Annotated in this window: 21 protein-coding genes; 14 read left to right on the top strand and 7 right to left on the bottom strand. The window is 61.4% G+C overall.

What is annotated here, in order from left to right; genetic code table 11:
- The first annotated feature begins 38 nt into the window (after nucleotides 1–38).
- The 3 genes from LDN90_RS13655 (at nucleotide 39) to LDN90_RS13645 (ending at nucleotide 3,527) form a co-directional block, all read left to right on the top strand.
- Nucleotides 39–1,019: a DegV family protein gene (locus LDN90_RS13655; protein ID WP_216925584.1), complete on the top strand. Its 981-nt coding sequence runs from the start codon at nucleotides 39–41 to the stop codon at nucleotides 1,017–1,019.
- Between the two features lie 62 nt (nucleotides 1,020–1,081).
- Complete coding sequence (locus LDN90_RS13650) at nucleotides 1,082–1,945, top strand: helix-hairpin-helix domain-containing protein (protein ID WP_223946169.1); 864 nt, start codon at nucleotides 1,082–1,084, stop codon at nucleotides 1,943–1,945.
- A complete protein-coding gene (locus tag LDN90_RS13645) occupies nucleotides 1,938–3,527 on the top strand; it encodes a ComEC/Rec2 family competence protein (RefSeq protein WP_223946167.1) in 1,590 nt (529 codons plus the stop codon). The genes LDN90_RS13650 and LDN90_RS13645 overlap by 8 nt, the downstream gene beginning before the upstream one ends.
- Nucleotides 3,528–3,572: 45 nt before the next feature.
- On the opposite strand, the gene LDN90_RS13640 is transcribed toward LDN90_RS13645, so the two are convergent.
- Complete coding sequence (locus LDN90_RS13640) at nucleotides 3,573–4,292, bottom strand: hypothetical protein (protein WP_223946166.1); 720 nt, start codon at nucleotides 4,290–4,292, stop codon at nucleotides 3,573–3,575.
- Nucleotides 4,293–4,507: 215 nt separating this feature from the next.
- On the opposite strand from LDN90_RS13640, the gene holA reads away from it, so the two are divergent.
- Nucleotides 4,508–5,524, top strand: coding sequence for a DNA polymerase III subunit delta (holA, locus tag LDN90_RS13635; protein ID WP_223946165.1), 1,017 nt, complete (start codon nucleotides 4,508–4,510; stop codon nucleotides 5,522–5,524).
- 93 nt (nucleotides 5,525–5,617) lie between these two features.
- Here the strand turns inward: holA and rpsT are convergent, their stop codons facing one another.
- The gene (gene rpsT / locus LDN90_RS13630; RefSeq protein ID WP_216925588.1) at nucleotides 5,618–5,878 is read right to left on the bottom strand and encodes a 30S ribosomal protein S20; all 261 of its coding nucleotides are present in this window, start codon (nucleotides 5,876–5,878) and stop codon (nucleotides 5,618–5,620) included.
- 168 nt (nucleotides 5,879–6,046) lie between these two features.
- On the bottom strand, nucleotides 6,047–6,592 hold the full coding sequence (locus LDN90_RS13625) for a type II toxin-antitoxin system PemK/MazF family toxin (RefSeq protein ID WP_223946163.1): 546 nt from the start codon (nucleotides 6,590–6,592) through the stop codon (nucleotides 6,047–6,049).
- A 202-nt stretch (nucleotides 6,593–6,794) separates the two neighbouring features.
- Between LDN90_RS13625 and lepA the strand changes: the two genes are divergently transcribed.
- Together lepA and hemW are read left to right on the top strand one after the other, a co-directional pair.
- Entirely contained in the window at nucleotides 6,795–8,648 is a 1,854-nt protein-coding gene (gene lepA / locus LDN90_RS13620) for a translation elongation factor 4 (protein WP_216925590.1), read from the top strand.
- Complete coding sequence (hemW, locus tag LDN90_RS13615) at nucleotides 8,649–9,878, top strand: radical SAM family heme chaperone HemW (RefSeq protein WP_223946162.1); 1,230 nt, start codon at nucleotides 8,649–8,651, stop codon at nucleotides 9,876–9,878.
- A 30-nt stretch (nucleotides 9,879–9,908) separates the two neighbouring features.
- Here the strand turns inward: hemW and LDN90_RS13610 are convergent, their stop codons facing one another.
- Both LDN90_RS13610 and LDN90_RS13605 read right to left on the bottom strand, forming a co-directional pair.
- Nucleotides 9,909–10,322 (bottom strand): DUF4870 domain-containing protein, encoded by a 414-nt coding sequence (locus LDN90_RS13610; RefSeq protein ID WP_159699313.1) that lies wholly within the window; start codon nucleotides 10,320–10,322, stop codon nucleotides 9,909–9,911.
- 134 nt (nucleotides 10,323–10,456) lie between these two features.
- Nucleotides 10,457–11,308 carry a DUF3097 domain-containing protein gene (locus LDN90_RS13605; protein ID WP_223946161.1) on the bottom strand — a complete coding sequence of 284 codons (852 nt, stop codon included), beginning with the start codon at nucleotides 11,306–11,308 and terminating at the stop codon, nucleotides 10,457–10,459.
- A gap of 162 nt (nucleotides 11,309–11,470) precedes the next feature.
- Here LDN90_RS13605 and hrcA point away from each other — a divergent pair, with 162 nt between their 5' ends.
- Genes hrcA through LDN90_RS13590 form a run of 3 tightly spaced genes read left to right on the top strand, consistent with a single transcriptional unit; the run spans nucleotide 11,471 to nucleotide 14,432 of the window.
- The gene (gene hrcA / locus LDN90_RS13600) at nucleotides 11,471–12,478 is read left to right on the top strand and encodes a heat-inducible transcriptional repressor HrcA (protein WP_223946159.1); all 1,008 of its coding nucleotides are present in this window, start codon (nucleotides 11,471–11,473) and stop codon (nucleotides 12,476–12,478) included.
- A 50-nt stretch (nucleotides 12,479–12,528) separates the two neighbouring features.
- A complete protein-coding gene (dnaJ, locus tag LDN90_RS13595; RefSeq protein WP_216925593.1) occupies nucleotides 12,529–13,656 on the top strand; it encodes a molecular chaperone DnaJ in 1,128 nt (375 codons plus the stop codon).
- A gap of 2 nt (nucleotides 13,657–13,658) precedes the next feature.
- A complete protein-coding gene (locus LDN90_RS13590; RefSeq protein WP_223946158.1) occupies nucleotides 13,659–14,432 on the top strand; it encodes a 16S rRNA (uracil(1498)-N(3))-methyltransferase in 774 nt (257 codons plus the stop codon).
- A gap of 44 nt (nucleotides 14,433–14,476) precedes the next feature.
- On the opposite strand, the gene LDN90_RS13585 is transcribed toward LDN90_RS13590, so the two are convergent.
- A complete protein-coding gene (locus LDN90_RS13585) occupies nucleotides 14,477–15,349 on the bottom strand; it encodes a GerMN domain-containing protein (RefSeq protein ID WP_216925657.1) in 873 nt (290 codons plus the stop codon).
- A gap of 419 nt (nucleotides 15,350–15,768) precedes the next feature.
- Here LDN90_RS13585 and LDN90_RS13580 point away from each other — a divergent pair, with 419 nt between their 5' ends.
- The 5 genes from LDN90_RS13580 to LDN90_RS13560 all read left to right on the top strand — a co-directional run bounded on the left by LDN90_RS13580 (nucleotide 15,769) and on the right by LDN90_RS13560 (nucleotide 21,274).
- Nucleotides 15,769–16,854, top strand: coding sequence for a PhoH family protein (locus tag LDN90_RS13580; protein ID WP_223946156.1), 1,086 nt, complete (start codon nucleotides 15,769–15,771; stop codon nucleotides 16,852–16,854).
- Entirely contained in the window at nucleotides 16,851–17,324 is a 474-nt protein-coding gene (gene ybeY, locus LDN90_RS13575; protein WP_216925596.1) for an rRNA maturation RNase YbeY, read from the top strand. Before LDN90_RS13580 ends, ybeY begins: the two co-directional genes overlap by 4 nt.
- Entirely contained in the window at nucleotides 17,321–18,652 is a 1,332-nt protein-coding gene (locus LDN90_RS13570) for a hemolysin family protein (RefSeq protein ID WP_216925597.1), read from the top strand. The genes ybeY and LDN90_RS13570 overlap by 4 nt, the downstream gene beginning before the upstream one ends.
- The gene (era, locus tag LDN90_RS13565; RefSeq protein ID WP_216925598.1) at nucleotides 18,636–19,598 is read left to right on the top strand and encodes a GTPase Era; all 963 of its coding nucleotides are present in this window, start codon (nucleotides 18,636–18,638) and stop codon (nucleotides 19,596–19,598) included. The genes LDN90_RS13570 and era overlap by 17 nt, the downstream gene beginning before the upstream one ends.
- A gap of 104 nt (nucleotides 19,599–19,702) precedes the next feature.
- Entirely contained in the window at nucleotides 19,703–21,274 is a 1,572-nt protein-coding gene (locus LDN90_RS13560; RefSeq protein ID WP_223946155.1) for an LCP family protein, read from the top strand.
- Between the two features lie 142 nt (nucleotides 21,275–21,416).
- On the opposite strand, the gene LDN90_RS13555 is transcribed toward LDN90_RS13560, so the two are convergent.
- Nucleotides 21,417–23,369 (bottom strand): M13-type metalloendopeptidase, encoded by a 1,953-nt coding sequence (locus LDN90_RS13555; RefSeq protein WP_223946154.1) that lies wholly within the window; start codon nucleotides 23,367–23,369, stop codon nucleotides 21,417–21,419.
- Between the last annotated feature and the right edge of the window lie 27 nt (nucleotides 23,370–23,396).

Raw genomic sequence — 23,396 nt, 5'->3', positions numbered from 1 at the left:
CACTGTGCCGGCGGCCTGTCACCTGCGTTGGAGGTTGCGTGCCCGAGCGAGAACCACCTGCCTGGATATGGCTCAAGGAACGGCTGTCCCGCCTCCGGCAGCCTGCGCTACCGGTTCCGGTAGCCGACGAGGCGCGTACCGCCGTCGTAAAGACTGCTGTAGTGACAGATTCGGCAGCCGCCTTGCCGGCTGACTGGGTTGCGGCCTTTGCCGCGGATGGTCGCCTCGCCGTCGTTCCCATGCCAGTCATGGTGGGGAGTGAGATCTATGGTGAGGGCGAAGACGACATCACCGAGACGTTGGCCGTCGCCTTGGCATCGGGTGCATCCGTGAAGACGTCCCGCCCCTCGCCCGGCCAATTTGAACAGGCATATCGCGCCGCTCAAAGCCGCGGCTTCGAAGCCGTGGTGTCGATCCATATTTCCTCGGAATTATCGGGAACCGCCGATGCTGCGCGCTTGGCTGCCGCTCGGGTTGATATCCCGGTGGAGGTACTCGACTCCCGCACCGTCGGCATGGCTCAGGGCATGGGTGTCCAGAGTGCAGTAGTGGCAGCGGCTGCTGGCCAGTCGGCAGCCGAAGTTCGTGCTTTTGCGGAGAAGCGCATGGAGCGAACCAAGGTTTATTTCTACGTCCCAAGCCTTGAGCAGCTGAGGCGCGGTGGACGCATAGGAGCCGCAGCGTCGCTGCTGGGGACAGTACTGGCGATCAAGCCGATACTCGCGGTCGACGGCGGTAGGATCGTTCCGCTGGAAAAGGTCCGTTCCGCTGTCCGGGCCGTAGCCCGGCTCGAGGAGATTGTGGCCGCTGATGTTGCTTCAAGACCTGCTGGTCAGCAACGGTTGGCAGTTCACCATTTCGGTAACCAGTCAGAGGCCGAAGCGTTGGCCGAACGGCTGCGGGACAAATGCCCGGATTGTCCACCCGCTCAGATCAGTGCCTTGCCGGCAGTCCTCGCGGCGCACGCGGGGTTGGGCGTTCTAGCGGTGATCGTGGGGGAGAGCAGCACGCCCACGTGAGCTTATCCACATAGCCTAAGAGGCCCACTCCGCTCCCATCAGGTCCGTCATAGGCTCGAACCATGCCACGCTGGAATCGGGATGCGTCCCCAGACGCCGCAGCGCTGGCAGCCAGGCGACGCTTTGCGTCGGGACTGAACCCCCCGGAGGATCCGGCACCCTTGCTTTCCATGCCGCTGTTGGACCACGTTGGTCCGGACGACGCGGCTACCGACCCCCTCCATGCTCAAGAGACGATGGCGGCGCGGACTCGGTGGCGAACGTCGTGGAGGGTAGCAGTTGCCGTTTTCGTCATTGGTGCCGCCTGCGCCGTATGGTTCCTTATTCAAGCGGCCACTGGTCAGCCCACCATGGAACCCCTCAGTCAATCGGTATCGGCCGAGGGAAGCGTGCCGGAAGGTGACGGGCCTAATTCCACTGGACCCACGACGCCATCACAAAACACGAAGATGCTGTTGGTCCACGTTGCCGGCGCAGTACAGAAACCCGGGGTCGTTTCGCTTCCCGAAGGAAGCCGGATCTTTCAGGCGATCGATGCTGCAGACGGGGCAACTGCCAGCGCTGACCTAAATGGCCTTAACCTCGCAGAAGTAGTCACAGATGGGGCAAAGATCCATGTTCCGGCTGTAGGGGAGGCACCCATGGGCGGGACGTCTCAGGGAACGGGGACCGGGATCGGCACCGGTGGGCCGGCTGGGACCTCCGCCACCCCGGGATCCGGAGGAGCAAAAGTTAACATCAACACTGCCACAGTGGAGGAGCTTGGGACACTGCCCAGGGTGGGTCCGGTGATGGCCCAGCGCATCGTAGATTGGCGCAAGGAGCACGGTGCGTTTGCCTCAGTGGACGAGTTGGATGCCATTGATGGCATCGGGCCCAAGCTTATGGAGTCGCTCCAGGACTTGGTGACCGTGCAGGGTGGCTGAGGATTCAGACGACGATCGGTTGCTGAGGCGTCTGGATCTCCGGTTGGTCCCCGCCGTGTTTCTCACATGGGCCACGGCACTTGCTGGCAGTGTTTTCGCCGCTGCGTGGTCGGCGGCTATGGGTGCGGCCCTTGCCGCTGCCGCCATCGCTTTGCTGCTGTATTCGCGCCTGCGGGCAACGGGGGCCTCACGTGCCAGGACAGTTCCGGCCACTCTCGCCTTGGCCTGTGTGCTTGGTGCCGTGGCTGCCGGGCATTGTGCCGTGGCTGCGGGCAAGCGGGACCAAGGACCCCTCGCTGCGGCCGTCGACGCTCACGCCGGTGTGGTCATCCAGATCCGGGTCACGGGCAGCCCTTCTGCTGTACCCCAGCCCGCGCATTCCAGCGACACCCGGTGGTCGGTTCCCGCGAGTCTGGACAGCCTCACCACCGAAGGGAACGTGATTCGGGGTTTTGCCGCCCTTGTCGTCATCGGTGACGACGCGTGGCAGGACATAAGCCCCGGACAGCGTGTGAGAACAACTGGCACGCTCAAGGAAATCCGGCCCGGACAATCAGAAGCGGCGATACTGACAGCCTCCAGCGGACCGGTTGTGATGGACTCTGCCTTCGATCTGCAAGACCCGGCCGCCAAGCTGCGCGAGCAGTTACGGGATGCCGCAGGTTGGTTGCCTCCCGACGCCGCCGGGCTGCTGCCAGGCATGGTGACCGGTGATACCAGCTCGCTTCCGGAGAGCCTGGAAGCGGACATGAAATCGACCGGAATGGTCCATTTAACGGCGGTCAGCGGCGCGAATTGCAGTCTCATTTTGGGCGGCTTCATCCTGGTTGCGAGGTGCCTCAGACTGACACGTCCTCTGGCCGCTGCGTTCGCCGGCTGTGGGCTTGCCGCCTTCGTAGTGTTGGTGGGACCGGAGCCCAGTGTCTTGCGGGCAGCCGTGATGGGATTTGTCGGGATGGTTGCATTGACGGGCGGGTTACGGGGGAGGCCGCTAACTTTCCTCTGCTTGGCAACGGTTGTTCTTCTGTTGCTGGATCCCACTCTTGCCAGCAACTTTGGATTTCTCCTCTCAGTTCTGGCCACGCTTGGCATCGTGCTGCTTGCCAGCCGTATTGCGTCGTGGTTTCCTGACGTGATTCCCAAATGGTTGGCTGTGGGGGTCTCCGTGCCGCTGTCCGCGCAAGTGCTGTGTGGGCCGATCATCGTGGCACTCCAACCGCAGTTCTCACCGTATGCGCTTCTTGCAAACGTGATCGCTGGTCCGCTCGTGGCTCCCATAACCATTCTGGGGACCTTGGCCGTGCCACTCTCCGCGATTCATCCCTGGGCCGCGGCGATTCCGATCGGGTTGGCCGGTGCCAGCGCGAGTGGCGTGGCGGGTATCGCGCGGTTCTTTGCCGGATTACCGGGCGCGGCACTTCCATGGGCCGAAGGTCCGGCGGGCATCATTGCCATGTCCGTCGCTTCAGTGGTCACCATACTCATTGTCTGGACAGTCCTGCATCCAAGCGGCATGCTTCTGCGGATTAAGGTCCTTCACCATCGGGTGATGCTTGTTTTGGAAAGACTGCAAAGGAAGTAGCGCTTATTACGCACGTCCTGATACAAGTGTCTCGGGTTGAGGTGGTTATTTGATAAGCGCCGCTGCTTGATCCATGAGCGCACCTACTGCGGCGGCACCGGTTGCGTCAGCGTTTTGCCCGGACGCTGTGGCAGTGATCAACACTCCGTCCTTGACGGCGTAGGCGATGAACGTGGACTGCGCCCTGCCATCGGGCAGGCTGATAGCCGTCTTGTAGGCCATGGTGTCAGGTACAGAGCCGACGCCATCGACTGGTTTTGTCGTCATTTCCATTGACTGCCCCGCCATGGAGAGTGTGATATTTTCGCACGCCGCAGCTTGGGACTTGTTGTTCTTGATCGCGTTGTGGAGTGCGTCGGCGTCCACACCGGAGACAAAAGTAATGCCGCTCATCAATCCTCCCGCTGTGTCAACTGATGCCCCTCCAGCCGTCGTGGATCCGGCAATGGTCTGTGATGAGCCCAGGGCGCCTAGTGCCTTGCAATCTGCAGGTTCGATGGTCATCAAGGCAAGTAGTTCCTTCATCGGGTTCTCCTGGCTGGAAAGTTCTTCGCCGGAGACCGCGGTCAGGCTGGTGCCAGCGGCGGTCTTGATCTGCTTGACCAAGTCCAGTAATTCCCCGTTGCTGTACCGCTTCGCCTCCGCTGCCTTCTCACTGGGCGGAGCCGAAGTTGTGTCCGGCGATGTTCCAGGTCCTGAGCATGCACCCAGCGCCATCCCAACTATTGCTACGACCCCGAGGCCCAGCAGTGATTTCTTGTACATTGGTATCCCCTTACAGGTGCCTGTAGCAGCTTGCCCGCTGCGCCCTAACACACACCTAGTAGGGAGATTCTCCGAAACGTGCCGCAGGACGGGGGAAGATCCAACCCATGGACACCCCTCAAGGTGGAAAAGTCTGACCGCAACTGCAGGGCGTCCCCGTCGCCAAGGCATGGCAGACTTGAAGTCTGCAAAAAATCCTCCGGAAGGAAGCATCTGTGGCTGCTGCCCAAAATACGCGGGCCAAGAGCGTCGCTGCGAACAACATCAGCTGGCGGGACGCGACCCCGGCCGCTGTGGTGCTCATCACCGGACCGGAGGAATACCTCGGTATCCGGGCCATGGACCGCATCAGGTCCCAAGTGCGCACCGCGACTCCGGATGTTGAACTGAGCAGGCTGAACGCGGGCTCCTATGAGGCCGGGTCATTGGCCATGACTGTAACCCCGTCTCTGTTCGGCGAGGGAAAGCTCATTGAAGTTGAAGGCCTGGAAGCCATGAATGATGCGTTCCTGGCCGACTGCTTGTCCTACTTGGCCCATCCCGAACAGGATGTGGTTTTGGTGCTTCGCCATGCCGGTGGCGTTCGCGGGAAGAAGCTGCTTGACGCAGTGAAATCTGCTGGATGGCCTGTGATCGATTGCCAGCCGCTTAAGAAGGACGCGGACAAAACGGCGTTTGTTGTCTCGGAGTTCAAGGCCGGTGGTCGCCGGATTGAGGGCGAGGCTGTCCAGGCCTTGGTCAATGCAGTGGGCGCCAATCTGTCCGAGCTTGCCGCCGCTTGCAACCAGCTGATTGCCGACGCCACCACAGCTGTCACGGCCGAAACCGTGGAGCGCTACTACGGTGGCCGGGTGGAAGCTACGGCCTTCAAGGTGGCCGATGCTGCGATGGCGGGCAACGGACCAGTGGCTTTGTCCACCTTGCGGCATGCCCTCTCCACCGGGGTTGATCCTGTCCCCTTGGTGGCTGCGCTTGCGGCAAAGCTCCGCACGTTGGCCAAGGTTGCCGGAGCCCAAGGATCGTCGGCCACCATCGCCAGGAACTTGGGAATGCAGCCCTGGCTTGTGGAGCAGGCCCAGCGCGATGTCCGCCGTTGGACCCCGGAAGGCCTGATCCGCTCCATCCAGGTCATCGCTGAGGCCGATGCCCAGGTGAAGGGTGAGTCGCGTGACCCGGTTTACGCCGTGGAGCACGCGGTCACGGTTATTGCCACGTCGGCCAGCCGCCGCTGAAGCTGGCGCGTTCACGGCGGCTGTCGGTTAACCCAAAAGGCCGGCACCCATGGGTGCCGGCCTTTTGATCAGCTCAGTCGAACTGGAAAAACCTTAGAGTGCGTTGACCTTCTTGGAGATCGCCGACTTGCGGTTTGCAGCGTTGTTCTTGTGAATAACGCCCTTGCTGACAGCCTTGTCCAGCTTCCGGCTGGCAGCAACAAGTGCAGTTGCAGCAGCATCCTTGTCAGCAGACTCAACGGCGTTGGCAACGGCGCGGATGGCCGTCTTCAGCTCGGACTTGACGGCGTTGTTACGCAGGCGAGCCTTCTCGTTGGTGAGGATGCGCTTCTTCTGGGACTTGATATTAGCCACGTATGAACTCTCTTTTTAATGCGGAAATGGTCTAGAGGGTTTTCAGGTTGGCCATCGACTGAGCGGCGTGGGGATGCCTATGGCAGCCAACCATGAGTGGCCGTCGACCTGCACGGACACACAGCTATAAAGGATAGCAGAAAGCGCGGCCCAGTGTGGACGCGCTGGTCAGCTCCAGCCGTGTCGGTCCCTCAGGGCGCGGGACACCTCCAGAAATGCTGGCTTGCTGAGGACTGCACCTTCGCGCCGGATCGCATGAGGGCTCACCCGGATCACGCGGTCCAGTTTGACTTCACTCGGCCGCCCTTGACGGTCCCATTGTCCCACCCCAACATCAACGTAATCCCCTGCCCGCCTGCCGTTGTCGTGGTCCTTGGATGTCAGCATGAGGCCCAGGAGCCATTCGCCATCCCTGCCAACCAACAGCACCGGGCGGTCCTTGCCCTGTGAGAAGTCCTCTTCATACGGAACCCAGGTCCACACAATTTCACCGGGATCGGGCCGACCATCAGGCTTGGGGGAGTAGTGCAGTTTCGCGACGCCATTGAAGTCGCCTGGGTAGGCGGCGGCTTGATTTCCGACGGCGGGTTGCCGGATTTGCTTCCGACGGGAACCAGTTGGAGCGTTCTTCCTACTAGTAGTCGTACTGCTGCCGCCGAGCGCCCTGAGGGATCGAAGGATGAGTTTGCCCCATGGGCGCAAGTCCAATGCCATGCCGACAACGCTACCGCGATGGTTTGCCAAGCCAAGGTCCACAGCGTTTCATCTAGTCCGCCTGGAATGTACTGCTCCGGCAGGAATGTACGGTGAACGGCCGGTTCGTGGGAGACTAGAGGATCAGATGCGCGGCGTGTCCCGGCTGGCCTTTGCCTGGCCGGTGGATTTGCCGTGCGAGTGTCGACAGTAAGGATCCTGCGTGTCTCCCATGGCCCGCACCGCACCGGTGCCCGCCGCAACAGATCCGGCCATCATCCGGAACTTCTGCATCATCGCCCACATCGACCACGGTAAGTCCACCCTGGCCGACCGCATGCTGCAGTACACCGGCGTCGTTCAACAGCGCGACATGAAGGCCCAGTATCTGGACCGTATGGATATCGAACGTGAGCGCGGCATCACTATCAAGTCCCAGGCAGTGCGTATGCCGTGGGAACTCGATGGCACCAGCTACGCCCTCAACATGATCGATACTCCTGGCCACGTCGACTTCACCTACGAGGTTTCACGTTCCCTGGCAGCCTGTGAAGGCGCCGTGCTGCTGGTTGACGCAGCGCAGGGCATCGAAGCCCAGACGCTTGCCAACCTCTACCTGGCGATGGAGAACAACCTCACTATCATCCCGGTGCTGAACAAGATCGACCTCCCGGCAGCCCAGCCTGAGAAGTACGCGGCGGAACTGGCCAACCTTATTGGCGGAGACCCGGAAGATGTCCTCAAGGTTTCAGGCAAGACCGGAGTAGGCGTGGAAGCGTTGCTGGACAAAATCGTCCGTGACCTGCCGGCCCCCGTTGGCAATCCCGATGCTCCGGCACGTGCCATGATCTTCGACTCCGTCTATGACACTTACCGCGGCGTGGTCACCTACGTCCGCGTGGTGGATGGCATGCTGCATCCCCGGGAACGCATCCAGATGATGTCTACCCGTGCCACGCACGAGCTCCTGGAGATCGGTGTCAGTTCCCCCGAGCCCACACCGTCCAAGGGCCTTGGCGTAGGTGAAGTGGGATACCTCATCACCGGCGTGAAGGATGTTCGCCAGTCCAAGGTTGGCGATACCGTAACCAACCTCGCCAAGCCGGCATCGGAGTCGCTCAGCGGCTACGCCGACGCGAAGCCCATGGTTTTCTCGGGTCTGTACCCGCTTGATGGAACTGACTATCCGGTGCTCCGCGACGCCCTCGAGAAGCTGATGCTCAACGACGCCGCCCTGGTCTATGAGCCCGAGACGTCCGCCGCGTTGGGCTTCGGCTTCCGTGTTGGCTTCCTGGGTCTGCTCCACCTCGAAATCACCCGTGAGCGCCTTGAGCGCGAGTACAACCTCGATCTCATCTCTACGGCTCCCAACGTGGAGTACGAGGTAACGCTGGAGGACAAGAAGGTTGTCCATGTGACCAATCCCAGCGAATATCCCACAGGCAAGATCGCCGAAGTCCGCGAACCCATGGTGTCCGCTACGATCCTGGCGCCCAACGAGTTCGTGGGATCCATCATGGAGCTCTGCCAGAGCCGTCGTGGCCAGATGCGTGGCATGGACTACTTGTCCGAAGACCGCGTAGAGCTGCGCTACTGGATCCCGCTTGCCGAAATCGTCTTCGACTTCTTCGACCTCCTGAAGTCCAAGACACGCGGTTACGCATCCCTGGACTGGAAAGCCGACGGCGAACAGGTCGCTGACCTCGTGAAGGTGGACATCCTTCTCCAGGGCGAACAAGTGGATGCTTTCAGCGCCATCACCCACCGTGACAAGGCCTACGCCTACGGTGTAATGATGACCGGCAAGCTCCGTGAACTCATCCCGCGCCAGCAGTTCGAGGTGCCCATCCAGGCTGCCATTGGATCGCGCATTATTGCCCGCGAGAGCATTCGGGCCATCCGCAAGGACGTTCTTGCCAAGTGCTACGGCGGTGACATCACCCGTAAGCGCAAGCTGCTTGAGAAGCAGAAGGAAGGCAAGAAGCGCATGAAGATGGTGGGCCGGGTTGAAGTTCCCCAGGAAGCTTTCATTGCCGCGCTGACCACCGACGAGTCCAAGGACAAGGCCAAGAAGTAGATGCCCAGCGTCCTTCCTTTGGGCGACCCGGCACCTGCGGATGGCTTGCTGCCCCCGCAGGCGCTGGCCGGCGTCGAGCACCGCAAGTTCGGACTGTACGTGCACATCCCGTTCTGCGCGGTGCGGTGCGGTTATTGCGACTTCAACACCTACACGGCCACGGAGCTGGGTGGTGGGGCGTCGCAGGATGCTTATGCCGGCACGGCTGTCACTGAATTGGACTTTGCCGCCACAGCCATGGATGCCTCCGGCCTGCCAAGGCGCCCACTGAGCACTGTGTTTTTCGGCGGGGGGACACCCACGTTGCTCCCGGCCGAGGACTTGGCGCGTATCCTTCGCGCCGCCGTCGCGCACTGGGGACTCGAACCGGGCGCAGAGGTGACCACCGAAGCCAACCCCGACTCCGTGACGCCGGAATCGCTGAAGGTGCTGGCTGATGCCGGCTTTACGCGCGTCTCTTTCGGCATGCAGTCCGCGGTGCCGCACGTCCTCAAAGTGCTGGACCGCACGCATACCCCGAGCCGTGTTCCGCTGGTGGTCCAGTGGGCGCGCGAGGCGGGCCTGGCCGTTAGCCTTGACCTTATCTACGGCACGCCGGGAGAGTCGATGGCAGATTGGCAACTGTCCCTTGAGACTGCCCTGTCCTACGAACCAGATCACATCAGCGCCTATGCCTTGATCGTGGAGGACGGCACAAAGCTGGCTGCCCAAATCCGTCGGGGCGAAGTTCCCGGAATCGACGACGACGACCACGCCGCCAAATATGAGCTCGCCGACCAACTAATCTCGGAGGCTGGGCTGACCTGGTACGAGGTCAGCAATTGGTCGAAAACGCCTGAACAGGCTTGCCGCCACAACCTTGCCTATTGGCGGGGAGACGATTGGTGGGGGATCGGTCCGGGCGCCCACTCGCACGTGGGCGGGGTCCGCTGGTGGAACGTAAAGCACCCCACCGCTTATGCCAACAGGCTGGCTGCCGGAGACTCGCCTGCGGCTGGCAGGGAAACGCTTGACGCCGAAACCCGCGAAGTCGAGCGCATCATGCTTGAGGCTCGGCTAGGTGCCGGTTTGTCCGTTGACGCGTTGGATAAAGTTGGCCGCCATGCGATGGCAGGACTGATCGCTGAAGAGCTTGTGGATCCGGGTGCGGCCTTCAAGGGTCGCCTGGTTCTTACGCTCAAAGGCCGACTCCTGGCCGACGCCGTTGTGCGCAGGATCCTGCCGGACTAATCGCCGGCAGAATCCCATGGAAGCCTGGAACTACTTAATCCAGCGCAGGTTGAGCTTGTAGCGGTGGGGTTGTCCGTGATTGACACGAATACCCGCTGAGACTGAGAAGCACGTGAGTGCTACCCAGATGCCCGTGGCGATGACTGCAAAGATATTGCCCACCACGGGAAGCAGAACCAGGATGTTTGCCAGGACTGCCGCGATGGTCGGAGGAAGCGTGAAGTTCAGGGCTTCCTTGGATTCCTGTGCCGTAAACGGTCCGCGGTCACGGAAGATCAGATAGATCAACAGGGACGGCAGGCATCCCAGAATTCCCCCGAAGTGCGCCAACGTGGCCCACTGCCGGTCTTCGCTTGCCGTCAGTGGGAGTGCGTTCGCGGGCGCGCCATGGTACTGGGGCTGGCCAGCGGCGCTGCCCGGTTCTTCAGGAGCGTTCTCTGCCACGGTGTCTTCCCTTTGCTGTAAAGATGCTGCGGTGTTGCTGTCCCAGAATACTGGGTCCCGGGTCCTCCCGGGACCAACGCCCCGTTACATCTCCGGGAAAAGCCACTCAAGGAACGTAAATCAGGACAGGGCTGTCAGGGAGTGGTGAGGAAATCGATGACTTCCTCCACCCGTCCCAGGAGTGAGGCCTCCAAGTCCGCGTAGCTGCGTACCGCACCAAGCAGGCGCTGCCAGCCGAGTCCAATGTCTTCGGCGGTTGAGTGGGGCCAACCGAAAGCGGTCAGAATCCCGGTCTTCCAGTCAGTGCCCCGCGCAACTTCCGGCCACCGCTCAATACCCAGCACTTTTGGCCGGATGGCTTGCCAGACGTCAACATACGGATGCCCCACGATTAGGACGTTTCCGGCGGCTCCGGGCACTGTCATGGCTTCTGCGGCGATGCGTGATTCCTTTGACCCCGCCACGAGGTGGTCTACCAGGATCCCGAGCCTGCGCCCTGGCCCGGGGGAGAATGCGGCAATAGCTGATTTGAGATCGTCCACGCCGTGCAGCGGCTCGACGACGATGCCCTCAACGCGGAGATCGTCACCCCAGACTTTCTCCACCAGTTCTGCGTCGTGCTTGCCTTCCACCCAAATACGGCTCGCCTTGGCCACTTGGGCACGCTGGCCAAGGACCCTTACTGACCCCGATGCCGTTCGACCCGCCTGCACAGGGGAACCAGGAGCCTTTGCGGCCGGAGGCATGAGACGGATGGCCTGCCCTTCAAGCAGGAAACCAAACCCTAGTTGGAAGGACTTGGTTTTACCACGCCGGTCCTCAAGGGAGACGATGTGCATTCCCCCGGATTTCTCCACCCGGGTGACTTCGCCCACCCAGCCGGACTGGACGTCTTCAAGGACCATCCCGCGCTGGACGGCTACCTCAGGGAGTTGGCGTTTGGCAGGAGCGGATAGATCCTGCGGGCCCCACGTATCGAAAGCCAAGGACTTCGTACCCCTTTGTGCTGGTTGTGCTGGGAATAACTCCCGCGAGCGGTTTCAATGCTAGCAACGTGCTGGCTCATACTAGACTTGTTAGCACTTAGGCATGTTGAGTGCTAACAATTGGTCCGATACAGGCACGGACAGTCGTCAGGAGGTGTTGCAATGAGTGAGCCACGCAAGCTGGAAGTGTTGCGCGCAATCGTTGAGGATTACGTGCATTCCCGTGAGCCTGTTGGATCCAAGGCGCTTGTGGAGCGGCACCATCTCGGCGTTTCCAGCGCCACCATCCGGAATGATATGGCGGTACTGGAAGAAGAAGGCCTCATCGCAGCGCCCCACACCAGCGCAGGCCGCATCCCCACGGACAAGGGCTACCGGCTGTTCGTGGACCGCATCTCGCAGGTCAAGCCGTTGTCCGCCGCGGAGCGTCGAGCCATCCACTCGCTGCTTGAGGGGCCCGACGACCTCGATGACATCCTTGAGCGCACCGTCAGGCTACTGTCGCAACTGACCAACCAGGTCGCCGTCGTTCAGTACCCGCACTCCAACCGGGCCCTGGTCCGTCACGTCGAATTTGTTCTCCTGGCGCCAAAGCAGGTACTCGTGGTGCTCATCGCAGATACCGGAAGCGTTGGCCAGAAAGTCATCGAGGCCGGCTCCGATGTAAGCAACGAGGCCTTGATGGCCCTGCGTACCCGGTTCCTTGGCAGCATCGCGGGGACTCAACTGGCACTGCTGCCGCAGGTACTGCCATCCGTGGTTGCGCTGTGTCCGCCGGACCTTCGTGGGCTCGCGCAGCATCTTGCACATGGTCTCCAGGCCCTGAGTGACACCAGCCGTGAAGAACGTATCGTCATGGCCGGAACAGCCAACCTTGCGCGCTCGAATGTGGACTTCCCGTTGAGCATCGGACCAGTGCTGGAAGCTCTTGAGGAACAAGTTGTCATGCTCCGGTTGTTGTCTGACATGGGAGATGATCCCCGCGGCGTGACAGTGAGCATCGGGCGCGAGAATCCATATGACGGCCTGGCAGAAGCATCGGTCGTGGCAACGGGATATGGCTCCGGTGCCAAGGTGGGCATCCTCGGACCAACCCGGATGGACTATCCCACCACCATGGCTGCGGTGCGCGCCGTGGCCCGCTACCTTTCCCGCATTCTCGGCGGCTGACGCCGGCCCGAGGTAAGAATCTGCAGTACAACAAGGAAGAGATACCGACTTTGAGCAGCCACTATGACGTTTTGGGAGTCTCGCCGGAAGCCACCGGGGAAGAGATCAAAAAGGCGTACCGCAAGTTGGCGCGCAAGCTTCACCCGGACGTGAACCCGGGGGAGGATGTCGCGGAGCAGTTCAAGGCCGTGACGCATGCTTACGAAGTGCTGTCCGACCCCCAAAAGCGTCGCGTCTACGATGCCACCGGTAACGAGAACGGCACTGACAACGGCTTCGGTGGCGGCTACTCCGGCCAGGGCTTCGCGTTCCAGGACATCTTCGATACCTTCTTTGGCGGTGGCGGCGGGCATGCTGGTCCGGCCTCCCGCGTGCGCCGGGGCCAGGACGCACTGATCAGTGTCCGCATCGACCTCAAGGACGCCGTGTTTGGTGTCAACAAGAAGCTCGAAGTTGACACGGCAGTGGTCTGCCCCACGTGTGATGGCAGCTGCTGCCGGCCGGGTACGCACCCGGAGCGTTGCGACATTTGCGGCGGCAGTGGCCAAGTCCAGCGGGCCGTTCGATCCATCCTGGGCCAGGTCATGACCACGGCACCATGTGGTTCCTGCGAGGGCTTCGGAACAGTCATCAAGGACCCCTGTAATGAGTGCAACGGGCAGGGCCGCATCCGGAGCCGCCGGTCGCTCACCATCAAGGTACCTGCCGGCGTTGCCACGGGTACGCGGATCCAGCTCTCCGGACAGGGCGAAGCGGGACCGGCAGGCGGACCTGCCGGTGACCTCTATGTGGAAATCCGCGTCAACAGTGACTCCACCTATATCCGCGAAGGCGACGACCTTCACGCTACGCTGAGCGTTCCCATGACGGCAGCAGCTTTGGGTACGGAACTGAGCCTGGAAACCTTCGACGGGCCCCAGGAGATCGACGTCAAGGCTGGCACCCAGTCCGGCGAGGTCATCACGCTTCGCGGTTTGGGCGTCACCCACCTCAGGGGCTACGGCCGCGGCGATCTCAAGGTACACCTGCACGTTGAGACACCGGTCAAGCTGGATCCGGCACAGGAAGAGCTCCTGCAGCAGCTTGCCAAGTTGCGCGGTGAGCAGTTCAGCGAAGGCAAACTCGTGGCCAGCGGCGGCATGTTCGCCAAGCTGCGGGACAAGCTCGGTAACCTGTAGCGGTGAGCAACCCCGTTTTCTTCACGCCCGCCGGGAGCCTGCATGGTGTTGAGCCGGGCGCGTTGTTCGTCATCGACGGTCCAGAAGCCCGGCATGCCGTCACGGTGAAGAGACTCACTGTCGGTGAGGCTGTGGACATTGCCGACGGCGCAGGAGCCCGCCTGACAGGCACGGTGGCAGAGGTCGGCCCTGGAAGTTTGTCCGTCATGGCGTCCGGTGTGATTTTCGAAGACCAGCCGGACGTGCGTTTGGTGCTTGTCCAAGCTTTAGCCAAGGGTGACCGCGACGAGTTGGCCATTGAGACGGCCACCGAACTGGGCATAGACGCAGTGATCCCATGGCAGGCTGAGCGATCCATCGTCCGCTGGAAGGGGGATCGCGCTGCGAAGGCCCACGCGAAGTGGCAGTCTGTGGTCACTGCCGCGGCGAAACAGGCCCGCCGGGCGTGGATACCGGAGGTGCGTCCTATCCTGGATTCCGCGGCGTTGGCAAAGGCTGTTGCTGCCGCGGATCTGGCTGTGATCCTTCACGAGGACGCCAAGAACCCTTTGCGCACCGTCCTTGAAGCGCCGATCGTGGCTGAGGGCGGCGGGCTGGACTCGCCGCGTGAAGTCCTCTTGATCGTGGGGCCGGAAGGCGGCATCTCGCCGCGCGAGGTAACCCGCCTCAACGACGCCGGGGCGGTTACGGCTCTCTTGGGCCACCATGTCCTGAGGTCCTCGACGGCGGGACCCGCCGCCGTCGTACTCGCCTCCGACGTCCTGGGTCGCTGGTAGGCCGTGCGGCCTGGCAGCTGAAGCTACCTTAGCGGGCGCTGGGTCTAGCCGACGCTGAAAAGGCGCGTATCCATGGTGGATGTGTCTGCTTGCCCGGAGTCCTGGACCTGGGATACGCGCAATTCGTATTTCCCTGGTTTCAGGGTCGCGCTGAACGAGAAGACGCCGAATTGCCCCGGCTCTCCTGTGGCTTTTGTCTGGCCGGTCAGGAGGCTTGCCTTTTCGCCATTGCCGTTGTCCCGGAGGATCTGCCAGCTGACGGGCTTGGAGCTGTCAGTGCTGCGGCCATTGAACTTAACTGCCCCCGCAGGGAGCGAAGTGTCCTCCTGCGGATCGATGATCCATAGTGGCGCCACCAAGGAAGCGTCCCTGGCCATCGGTTGACCGAGCCGCACCTGGCCGAACGCCATGAAATCCGTGTGACCGTCCACCAGGATGACCACTTGGATCTGCTGCCCTGAGTTGATCAGGCCCGATGACGATGCCGCTGCGGTGGCCGTGTAGACCAGCTGCTGCACAGCGCGCTGCGCCATACCTGCATCAAGGTTGGAATTGAAGGCATCCCGCGAAATATCAACTGTGATCACGTTCTTGCCCGAAATGGATGTTGCCAGGCTGCCTGGGTCCTGCCAAGGAGTGAAGAAGTCGTGGTCCAACGGCTTATCAGCCATCATGATCCGCAGCGCTGTGGTGACGGGGTTTCCGTCGCCGGAGATGTCCCTGAATTCGCGGTACAGGTAGACATCTTCTTTGCTGCGGCCAATCCAGTAGACCGGGATCTTGGTGGACGCCTGGGTGGTCTCCAAGGGAGCATTGCTGGCCGGAGCTTCCTGGACGCTGACTGGTGGCGCACTGGAGGTAGCTTGGGTGGGTCCACCGTTGGCGATACAGCCGGTGAGCAAAAGGACAGCAAGCATCGCAGGCGCTGCGACGGCGGACTTTTTCCGCTTTCGCCCGCCGGGCTGATGGCTTACTGACTGCGCGATGGGGGTTTCCTTGCCTTTGCGGCCGGCGGTTGTCGCCGGCCCGTCCAACGGGCGTAGTCTCACTACCCGCTCCAGCCAGCTTGGCATATCGTCGACGGCGGCTTGCCGGGTTTGTGGGTACTGGCGGCAACTGAAACAGGATTGATACCCGCTTGATGCCGAGTTGAGACAATGTCGCAGCCGACGGAGCCCTCAGGGGAGGATGGGCGGGCAAACGCCCGCGGTCTGCCGGGCTGGCGTAGGATTGAAGGCATTCCGGCATATGGCCTGGCGGTTGAGCCAGTCCCATTGTCGAAACGATGGACCAACTGTTATCCGACCAGAGGAGAAGAGGCCGTACGGCCACCACTATGAGTGAATCCCTGAATGGGCGGCTGCGGACCGGAAACGGGAACCCAGCCACCACCGAGTTCCCGCACACCTTACCGGGCACGCGCACGGAAATCGTCACGTTCGACAACTCCGATCAGATGGTTCACTCATTGGGCAGCCATGACGAAGCCTTGCGCTACATCGAGGAGCAGTTCCCGGACGTCAACTTCCACGTTCGCGGCAATGAATTGTCCATGTCCGGTCCGTCCACGGTCATACCGCGCATCATGCGCCTCCTTGAGGAGGTCCGCGGACTGGTGGCGAGGGGGACCGTCGTTACCCCTGATGTCCTCCAGCAGCTCGTTTCCCTCCTGAGGACACAGTCAGTCCAGAATCCCGTGGATGTCCTTACCCACAACATTCTCTCGAGTCGTGGCAAAACCATCCGGCCCAAAACCTTGAACCAGAAGAACTATGTGGATGCCATCGATGCGAACACAGTGATCTTCGGTATTGGCCCGGCAGGTACTGGCAAGACCTACCTCGCCATGGCCAAGGCCGTGCAGGCCCTTCAGCTCAAGGAAGTAAGCCGGATCATCCTGACCCGGCCCGCTGTTGAGGCGGGGGAGCGGCTGGGCTTCCTGCCGGGAACGCTGAGCGACAAGATCGATCCCTACCTGCGTCCGCTTTACGACGCCTTGCACGACATGATGGATCCCGAGTCCATTCCCCGGCTCATGGCTGCCGGCACCATTGAAGTCGCACCGTTGGCCTACATGCGTGGCCGGACGCTCAACGACGCCTTCATCATCCTGGACGAGGCCCAGAACACCACCCCTGAACAAATGAAGATGTTCCTGACCCGTCTCGGATTCGGTTCCAAGATGGTTGTTACAGGAGACGTAACGCAGATCGACCTGCCTTTTGGCTCCACCTCCGGACTCCGGATCGTACGGGAAATCCTCAGTGGGATCGATGACGTCAATTTCTCCATCCTGGAGGCTGCGGACGTCGTCCGGCACCGTTTGGTTGCAGACATCGTCTCCGCCTACAGCAGGTGGGATGACGCGCACCGTACGGATGGGGCTGCCGGCACACATCACAAACGTGGAGAACGAAAATGAGCATTGAAATCAACAACGAATCCGGCGTGGACGTGGACGAAGCCCAACTGGTGACATTGTCGCGGTTCATCTTCGAGCGCCTCTACATCCATCCGCAGGCTGAGCTATCCATCCTCCTGGTGGATGAACCCGCCATGGAGAAGCTGCATATCGAACTTATGGACGAACCAGGGGCCACGGATGTGCTCTCGGTGCCCATGGACGAGTTGACGCCGGGCACGCCCGATAAACCCACGCCGCAGGGAATGCTCGGAGACATCGCCATTTGCCCCCAGGTGGCCGAAGTGCAGGCTCGGAACGCCGGACACACCACCCAAGACGAAATGCTGTTGCTCGCCACGCACGGCATCCTCCACCTGCTTGGTTTCGACCATGCCGAACCGGAGGAAAAGGAAGAAATGTTCGGTTTGCAGCGTGAGTTGCTGTCTGAGTTCCTGGGCAAGGATGCCCCCATGGAGACCATGCAGTGACCTCGCTCATCCTGGTCGGCATGGCACTGGTTTTCCTCAGTTTCGTGGCCTTGCTGACCGCAGCTGAGGCTGCGTTCAATTTCCTGCCCCGGCACGAAGCTGAACAATCGGTAGTCCGCAGCAAGGGCAAGGCCTTGGCGAGCATCCTCAAGAACCCCGTCGCACACATGCGTGCCCTGCGGTTCTGGCGGGTGTGGTTCGAGATGGCGGCAGCGGTCGCCGTCGCTGTCGTCATGCACAGTTTGCTGGACAACGTGTGGCTTGCCGGCCTGGCGGCGACTGGCATCATGGCCGTCATCGGATTCGTGTTGGTTGGCGTCTCGCCCCGGCAGTTGGGACGCGCCCATTCCGGTCCCATTGTCCGCTTTACCGCGCCGCTGATCAGGTTCCTTTGCTGGATCCTCGGACCGATTCCCGGCTGGCTGGTCGCGTTGGGGAGCGCAGTCGCGCCCGGGGCCCCCGGCGGTGATGACGCGTTTGTCAGCGAGGAAGAATTCCGCGAGTTCGTGGACCGGGCGGCAGAATCGGACATGATCGAAGACAACGAAGCAGAGCTTATCCACTCAGTCTTTGACTTCGGCGATACCTTGGTTCGCTCGGTCATGGTTCCGCGCACGGACATCGTCAGCATTGGGACGGGCTCGGACCTTGAAGCGGCCATGGCCCTTTTCCTTCGCTCCGGCTACTCCCGGATACCGGTCATTGGCGAGAACACGGACCAGATCCGCGGCATTCTGTATCTCAAGGACGTTGCTGCGGCGATGCATCGAGGCGAACCCGGACTGCAACCGCACGACGTCGATTCTCTCGCCCGGGATGTTCGGTACGTTCCGGAATCCAAGCCCGTGAGCGACCTCTTGAAAGAACTGCAGAAGGAATCAACCCACGTGGCCATCGTTATCGATGAGTACGGCGGCACAGCGGGCCTGGTGACTTTGGAGGATCTCATTGAGGAAATCGTAGGAGAGATCGTTGACGAGTACGATGCCGCGGCGGAAGAAGCGGTGGACCTCGGAGACGGAACCTACCGGGTGAGTGCCCGCATGAGCATTGATGACCTCGGGGAGCTGTTCGATATCGACCTCGACGACGACGAAGTGGACACCGTTGGAGGCCTCCTTGCCAAGGCCCTCGGCCAGGTTCCGATCGTTGGGAGCTCGGTTGAAGTGAACGGTGTGTCCCTAAAGGCAGATAGGCTTGAGGGTCGCCGAAACCGGGTCAGCCACATCATTGCGGCAGCCATGCCAAAGGAAGACACTGACTTTGAAGACCTTCTCGATGAGGCAGACACAACGCAACAGGGAGTTCCACGTGAGCAAGCAAAATAAGAAATTCGACGCCGATGACGATTTCGGTGGCTTCCACGCCGGATTCTCGGTCCTTGTTGGCCGCCCCAACGCGGGTAAGTCCACTCTGACAAATGCGTTGGTGGGGCAGAAGGTGGCCATTACCTCGGCCAAACCGCAGACCACGCGCCACACGATTCGTGGCATCGTCCACCGCGAAGATGCACAACTGATCCTGGTTGATACGCCTGGCCTCCACCGGCCCCGCACGCTACTGGGAAAGCGGCTCAACGACCTCGTGGCTGACACGTTGTCCGAGGTGGACGCTATCGGCTTCTGCTTGCCCGCCAACGAGAAAATTGGTCCCGGGGATAAGTACATCGCCGCTCAGTTGGCTGCCGTGGGCCGCAAGCCCATCGTTGCCATTGTGACAAAGACTGACCTGGTGGACCGGCAGGCACTGACGGAACAGTTGCTCGCAGTTGCTGCCTTGGGTCGCGAAGTCCTAGGAGAACAAGGCTGGGCGGATATCGTACCCGTTTCTGCCGCCGATGGTTTCCAGGTATCCACTGTTGCCGACGTACTGATCGGGCACATGCCTCCGTCGCCCCCTCTTTACCCGGATGGCGAACTGACCGACGAGCCCGAGGCCGTCATGATTGCCGAACTCATCCGCGAAGCCGCACTCGAAGGTGTCCGGGATGAACTTCCCCACTCGCTTGCCGTGGTCGTTGAGGAAATCGTGCCCCGTGAAGGACGTACGGAGGACAATCCCTTGTTGGACGTCCGCGTCAATCTTTACGTGGAGCGGCCTTCCCAAAAAGCCATCATCATCGGTAAGGGTGGCAGCAGGCTGCGGGAAGTCGGCACCAACGCGCGTAAGGGAATCGAGACGCTCCTGGGAACCAGGATCTACCTGGATTTGCATGTCAAGGTTGCCAAAGACTGGCAGCGGGATCCCAAGCAATTGGTAAAACTCGGCTTCTGACCCGGCGTCACGGCAACGGCGTGGCCTGGGCCCGATAAGGAACTTCCCAGAATCGGCCACTATGATTGCGGGGATCCACGTGTTTGAGGAAAGGTAACCGAATAGTGCGACGTCGTGACGCCCGCCCGCTGGGCCCCGGCACCGCTGCTCCCGATGCGGCGCGCCATGGGGAGGACCCCGAGGGAACCCCGCGCCACATGAACGCGCCCAAGGGGCTCCCGTTGTGGCTAAAGATCGTTACCGGCCTCGTATCGGTGGCTCTCGTTGCCGGCGTTGCTTTTGCAGCCTTCTGGTTTATCCGGCTACAGACCAACATCACCAAGGCCCCGCTTTCCGCTGCCGAATCACGCGATAGCAGTGATGCCGTGGTCAATGACAAATCGGACCGCCTGCAGATTCTCATCCTCGGGTCAGATACCCGTGATGGGAAAAACTCCCAGTACGGCAACGCGGACGATTCCACGGGCTACGGCCACTCGGATGTCATGATGCTGCTGGACATTTCTGCGGACAATAAACGGGTCAGCGTCATGAGTTTCCCGCGTGACCTCCTGGTCGATGTACCCCAGTGCACGGACCATACCAACAACCAGACGTTCCCCGCGCGGAGCGGCGTGATGATCAACGAAGCCATGGCAGAAGCCGGAATAGGCTGCGCTGTGGACACCATCAACAAGCTCACCGGCCTGGAAATAGATCACTTCATGATGGCCGACTTCAACGCGGTCAAGGAACTCTCCAAGGCTGTCGGAGGCGTGGATGTGTGCGTCAGTGATCCCGTCTTTGATCCCGACTCCGGTCTTCGTTTGGCGAAGGGCAATTCCCAGGTCGAAGGCGAGCAGGCACTGGCGTTCCTGCGTACCCGGCATGCCTTCGGCGACGGTGGCGATCTGGGCAGGATCAAGGGCCAGCAGGCATTTCTGTCATCACTGACGCGGAAGCTGAAGGCCGACGGCACGCTCGGCAACCCGCAAAGGCTGCTGCAGATCGCTGATGTCGTCACGCAAAACCTGACCGTCGATGAGGGCTTGGCGTCGGTGCCATCGCTGTTGACGATTGGTGGAAGGCTGAAGGACATCGATGTGTCCAAGGTCGCGTTCGTCGCTGTCCCCACCCAGCCCGCTGCAGTGGACCCCAACCGGTTGGAGCTCGTTGAGCCCCAGGCATCACAGCTCTTCGCAGCCCTCCGCGCCGATCTGGACCTGACAAATCCCGGAGCAACCTCAAGCCCGGCTCCAACAGCGCCCGGGGACGGAACACCTTCGGCGGCGCCTACCACCGCTGCCCCTCCAGTCCCGGCTTATAACAAAGCCATCCAGCCAGTGGCGGTCGCCAACGGCAGCGGAGTTGGGACCAGGGCACAGGAAATCCTGGCGACCTTGACCGGCAATGGATTTACACAGTCAGTGTCATATTTGGCAAACCCAGTGGAGAAAACCGTGGTCTACTACGGTCCGGACTTTGCTGATGTTGCTACGGACGTCGCCACGCTGTTCGGCATCCCGGCGGCACAGGTTCAGCAAGTCCGGGGAGTTTCGGGCGTGCAGCTCTACGTGGGTACGGACTTCGCAACGGGGACAGCCTATGGGGCGGCCTCGGTTCCGCCCGATGTGGTCAACCAGACGGCCAAAGAAGCAGTCTGCCAACAGGTGAACCCGCTCTACATCACGCAGTAGCAGTCGGCGCGGCATAACGCAGTAGCAGTCAGCTTGGCATCACGCAGTGGCAGTTGGCACGGCGCAATGGCGCCAAGGCGGGACCAAAGACGAATGGCCGGACCCCGGGTTATCCAGGGGCCGGCCATTCGTTGTAGTACCTCTACCAGATGCTGACTCGGTCCTCAGGTGCCATCCACATCCGGTCTTGATCCTTGACCTGGAATGTTTCGTGGAAGGCGTCGAGATTCCGGGCAATGGCATTGGTGCGGAACTCGTTGGGGGAGTGTGGATCGGTAGCAAGCCTGCGGATCGCTTCTTCGGTGCGGATCACCTGGCGCCAGCCGGCAGCCCAGGACATGAAGAACCGCTGCTGGCCTGTGAAACCATCCAGGACCTCAGGCTCGGCACCATCGAGGCTGAGCAAGTAGGCCTTATACGCAATGGTGAGGCCGCCCAGGTCGCCGATGTTCTCACCCAGGGTCAGTTTGCCGTTGACCTTGTGGTCAGGTGCCGCGTAGGGGGATAGGGCGTCGAACTGGGCAACCAACTTTGCCGTGCGGGCTTCGAAGGCCGTCCTGTCCTCTTCTGTCCACCAATTGCGGAGGGCTCCGCTTCCGTCGAATTGGGATCCCTGGTCATCGAATCCATGCCCGATCTCATGTCCGATCACAGCACCAATGCCGCCGTAGTTCACGGCGTCGTCTGCTTCTGCCGTGAAGAACGGCGGCTGGAGGATAGCGGCCGGAAACACGATTTCGTTCAGCATCGGGTGATAGTAGGCGTTCACGGTCTGTGGCGTCATGAGCCACTTGTCCAAGTCCACCGGCTTGCCGATTTCATCCAGGTGGCGATCGACGTCGGCGTCATGCGCCCGCTCAACGTTACCCAGGAGGTCATTGGGGTCGATCTCAACGGCGGAGTAGTCGATCCATTTCTCAGGGAAACCAATCTTGGGGCGGAACGCGTCCAGCTTCTTTAGGGCTTCGGCCTTGGTGTCCTCACCCATCCACTCAAGGGAAGAAATGCTTTCGCGGTAGGCCGCGATCAGGTTGCCCACGAGGGTCTGCATTCTGGCCTTGTGTCCCTCAGGGAAATGGCGCTCCACGTAGATTTGGCCCACTGCCTCGCCAAGTGCTGCTTCGACGACGGCCACACCGCGCTTCCAACGCTCCTTGTTCTGTGGCGTGCCACTGAGGGTAGTCCCGTAGAAGTCGAAGTTCGTGTCCACAAACTCCGAGGACAGGTAAGGGGCAGCAGAGCTGAGCACCCTCAGGGTCAGCCATTCCTTCCAGACGGCAAGGGGTTCCGATTCCAGAAGCGCCGCCGCGCCGTCAAAGAAGTCCGGCGTGCTGACCACGATCTCGCCGCGTTTGCCGGCATCGACGCGGCCGGCGTCAAACCAGGTATCCAAGAGGGGGAACAGCTTCGCTGCTTCTTCCGCAGTTTTCAAGTTGTACGTCTTTTGGGGATCCCGAAGGGTGACGTTGTCCCAGTGGTGGGATGCGAGGGCCTTTTCCAAAGCAACGATGCGGCCAGCAGCGGCTTCTGCGTCTGCAACCCCGGCGAGGCCGAACAACTTGGCGATGTATTCACCGTAGGCAGCCACAATCGGCGCAAACTTTTCATCGCGATAGTAGGACTCGTCCGGGAGGCCGAGGCCGCCTTGGCCTATGTACAGAAGAATCCGCTCCGGGTTTCCGGCGTCGGGTGCCGGGTAGATGGAGAACAAACCGGACACGTCGCACCGGAAGAGCCGGCCCAGCAACGCCGCAAATTCCTCTGCAGAACCCACGGACTGGACTTCCTTGAGTCGGTCCTGCAAGGGTTCGAGTCCTTTGGCCTCGGCCGCGGCCTCATCCATGAAGCTCGCGTAAAGTCCGCCGACCTTCTGTTCGATGCCGGAGGCTGATGATCCCTTGTTCGCGGCTTCCTCGATGATCGCCTTGACAGCCAGTTCTGCCTCGTCCCGCAGAGCGGTGAAGGTGCCTTCCAGCGGGCGGTCGTCAGGGATCGTCGTGCTGTTCAGCCATGCACCGTTGACGTGCTGGTAGAGATCGTCCTGCGGCCGGACGCTGTGATCGATGTTGGAAAGAGTGATCCCCGACTGTGGCACTGTGGCTCCTTGAATGGACGCTGCAGC

The sequence above is a fragment of the Arthrobacter sp. NtRootA1 genome, from assembly GCF_019976975.1.
GTDB lineage: Bacteria > Actinomycetota > Actinomycetes > Actinomycetales > Micrococcaceae > Arthrobacter > Arthrobacter aromaticivorans.
The sequence above is the reverse complement of the archived record's forward strand: the minus strand, read 5'-3'. Positions and strand labels throughout refer to the sequence as shown.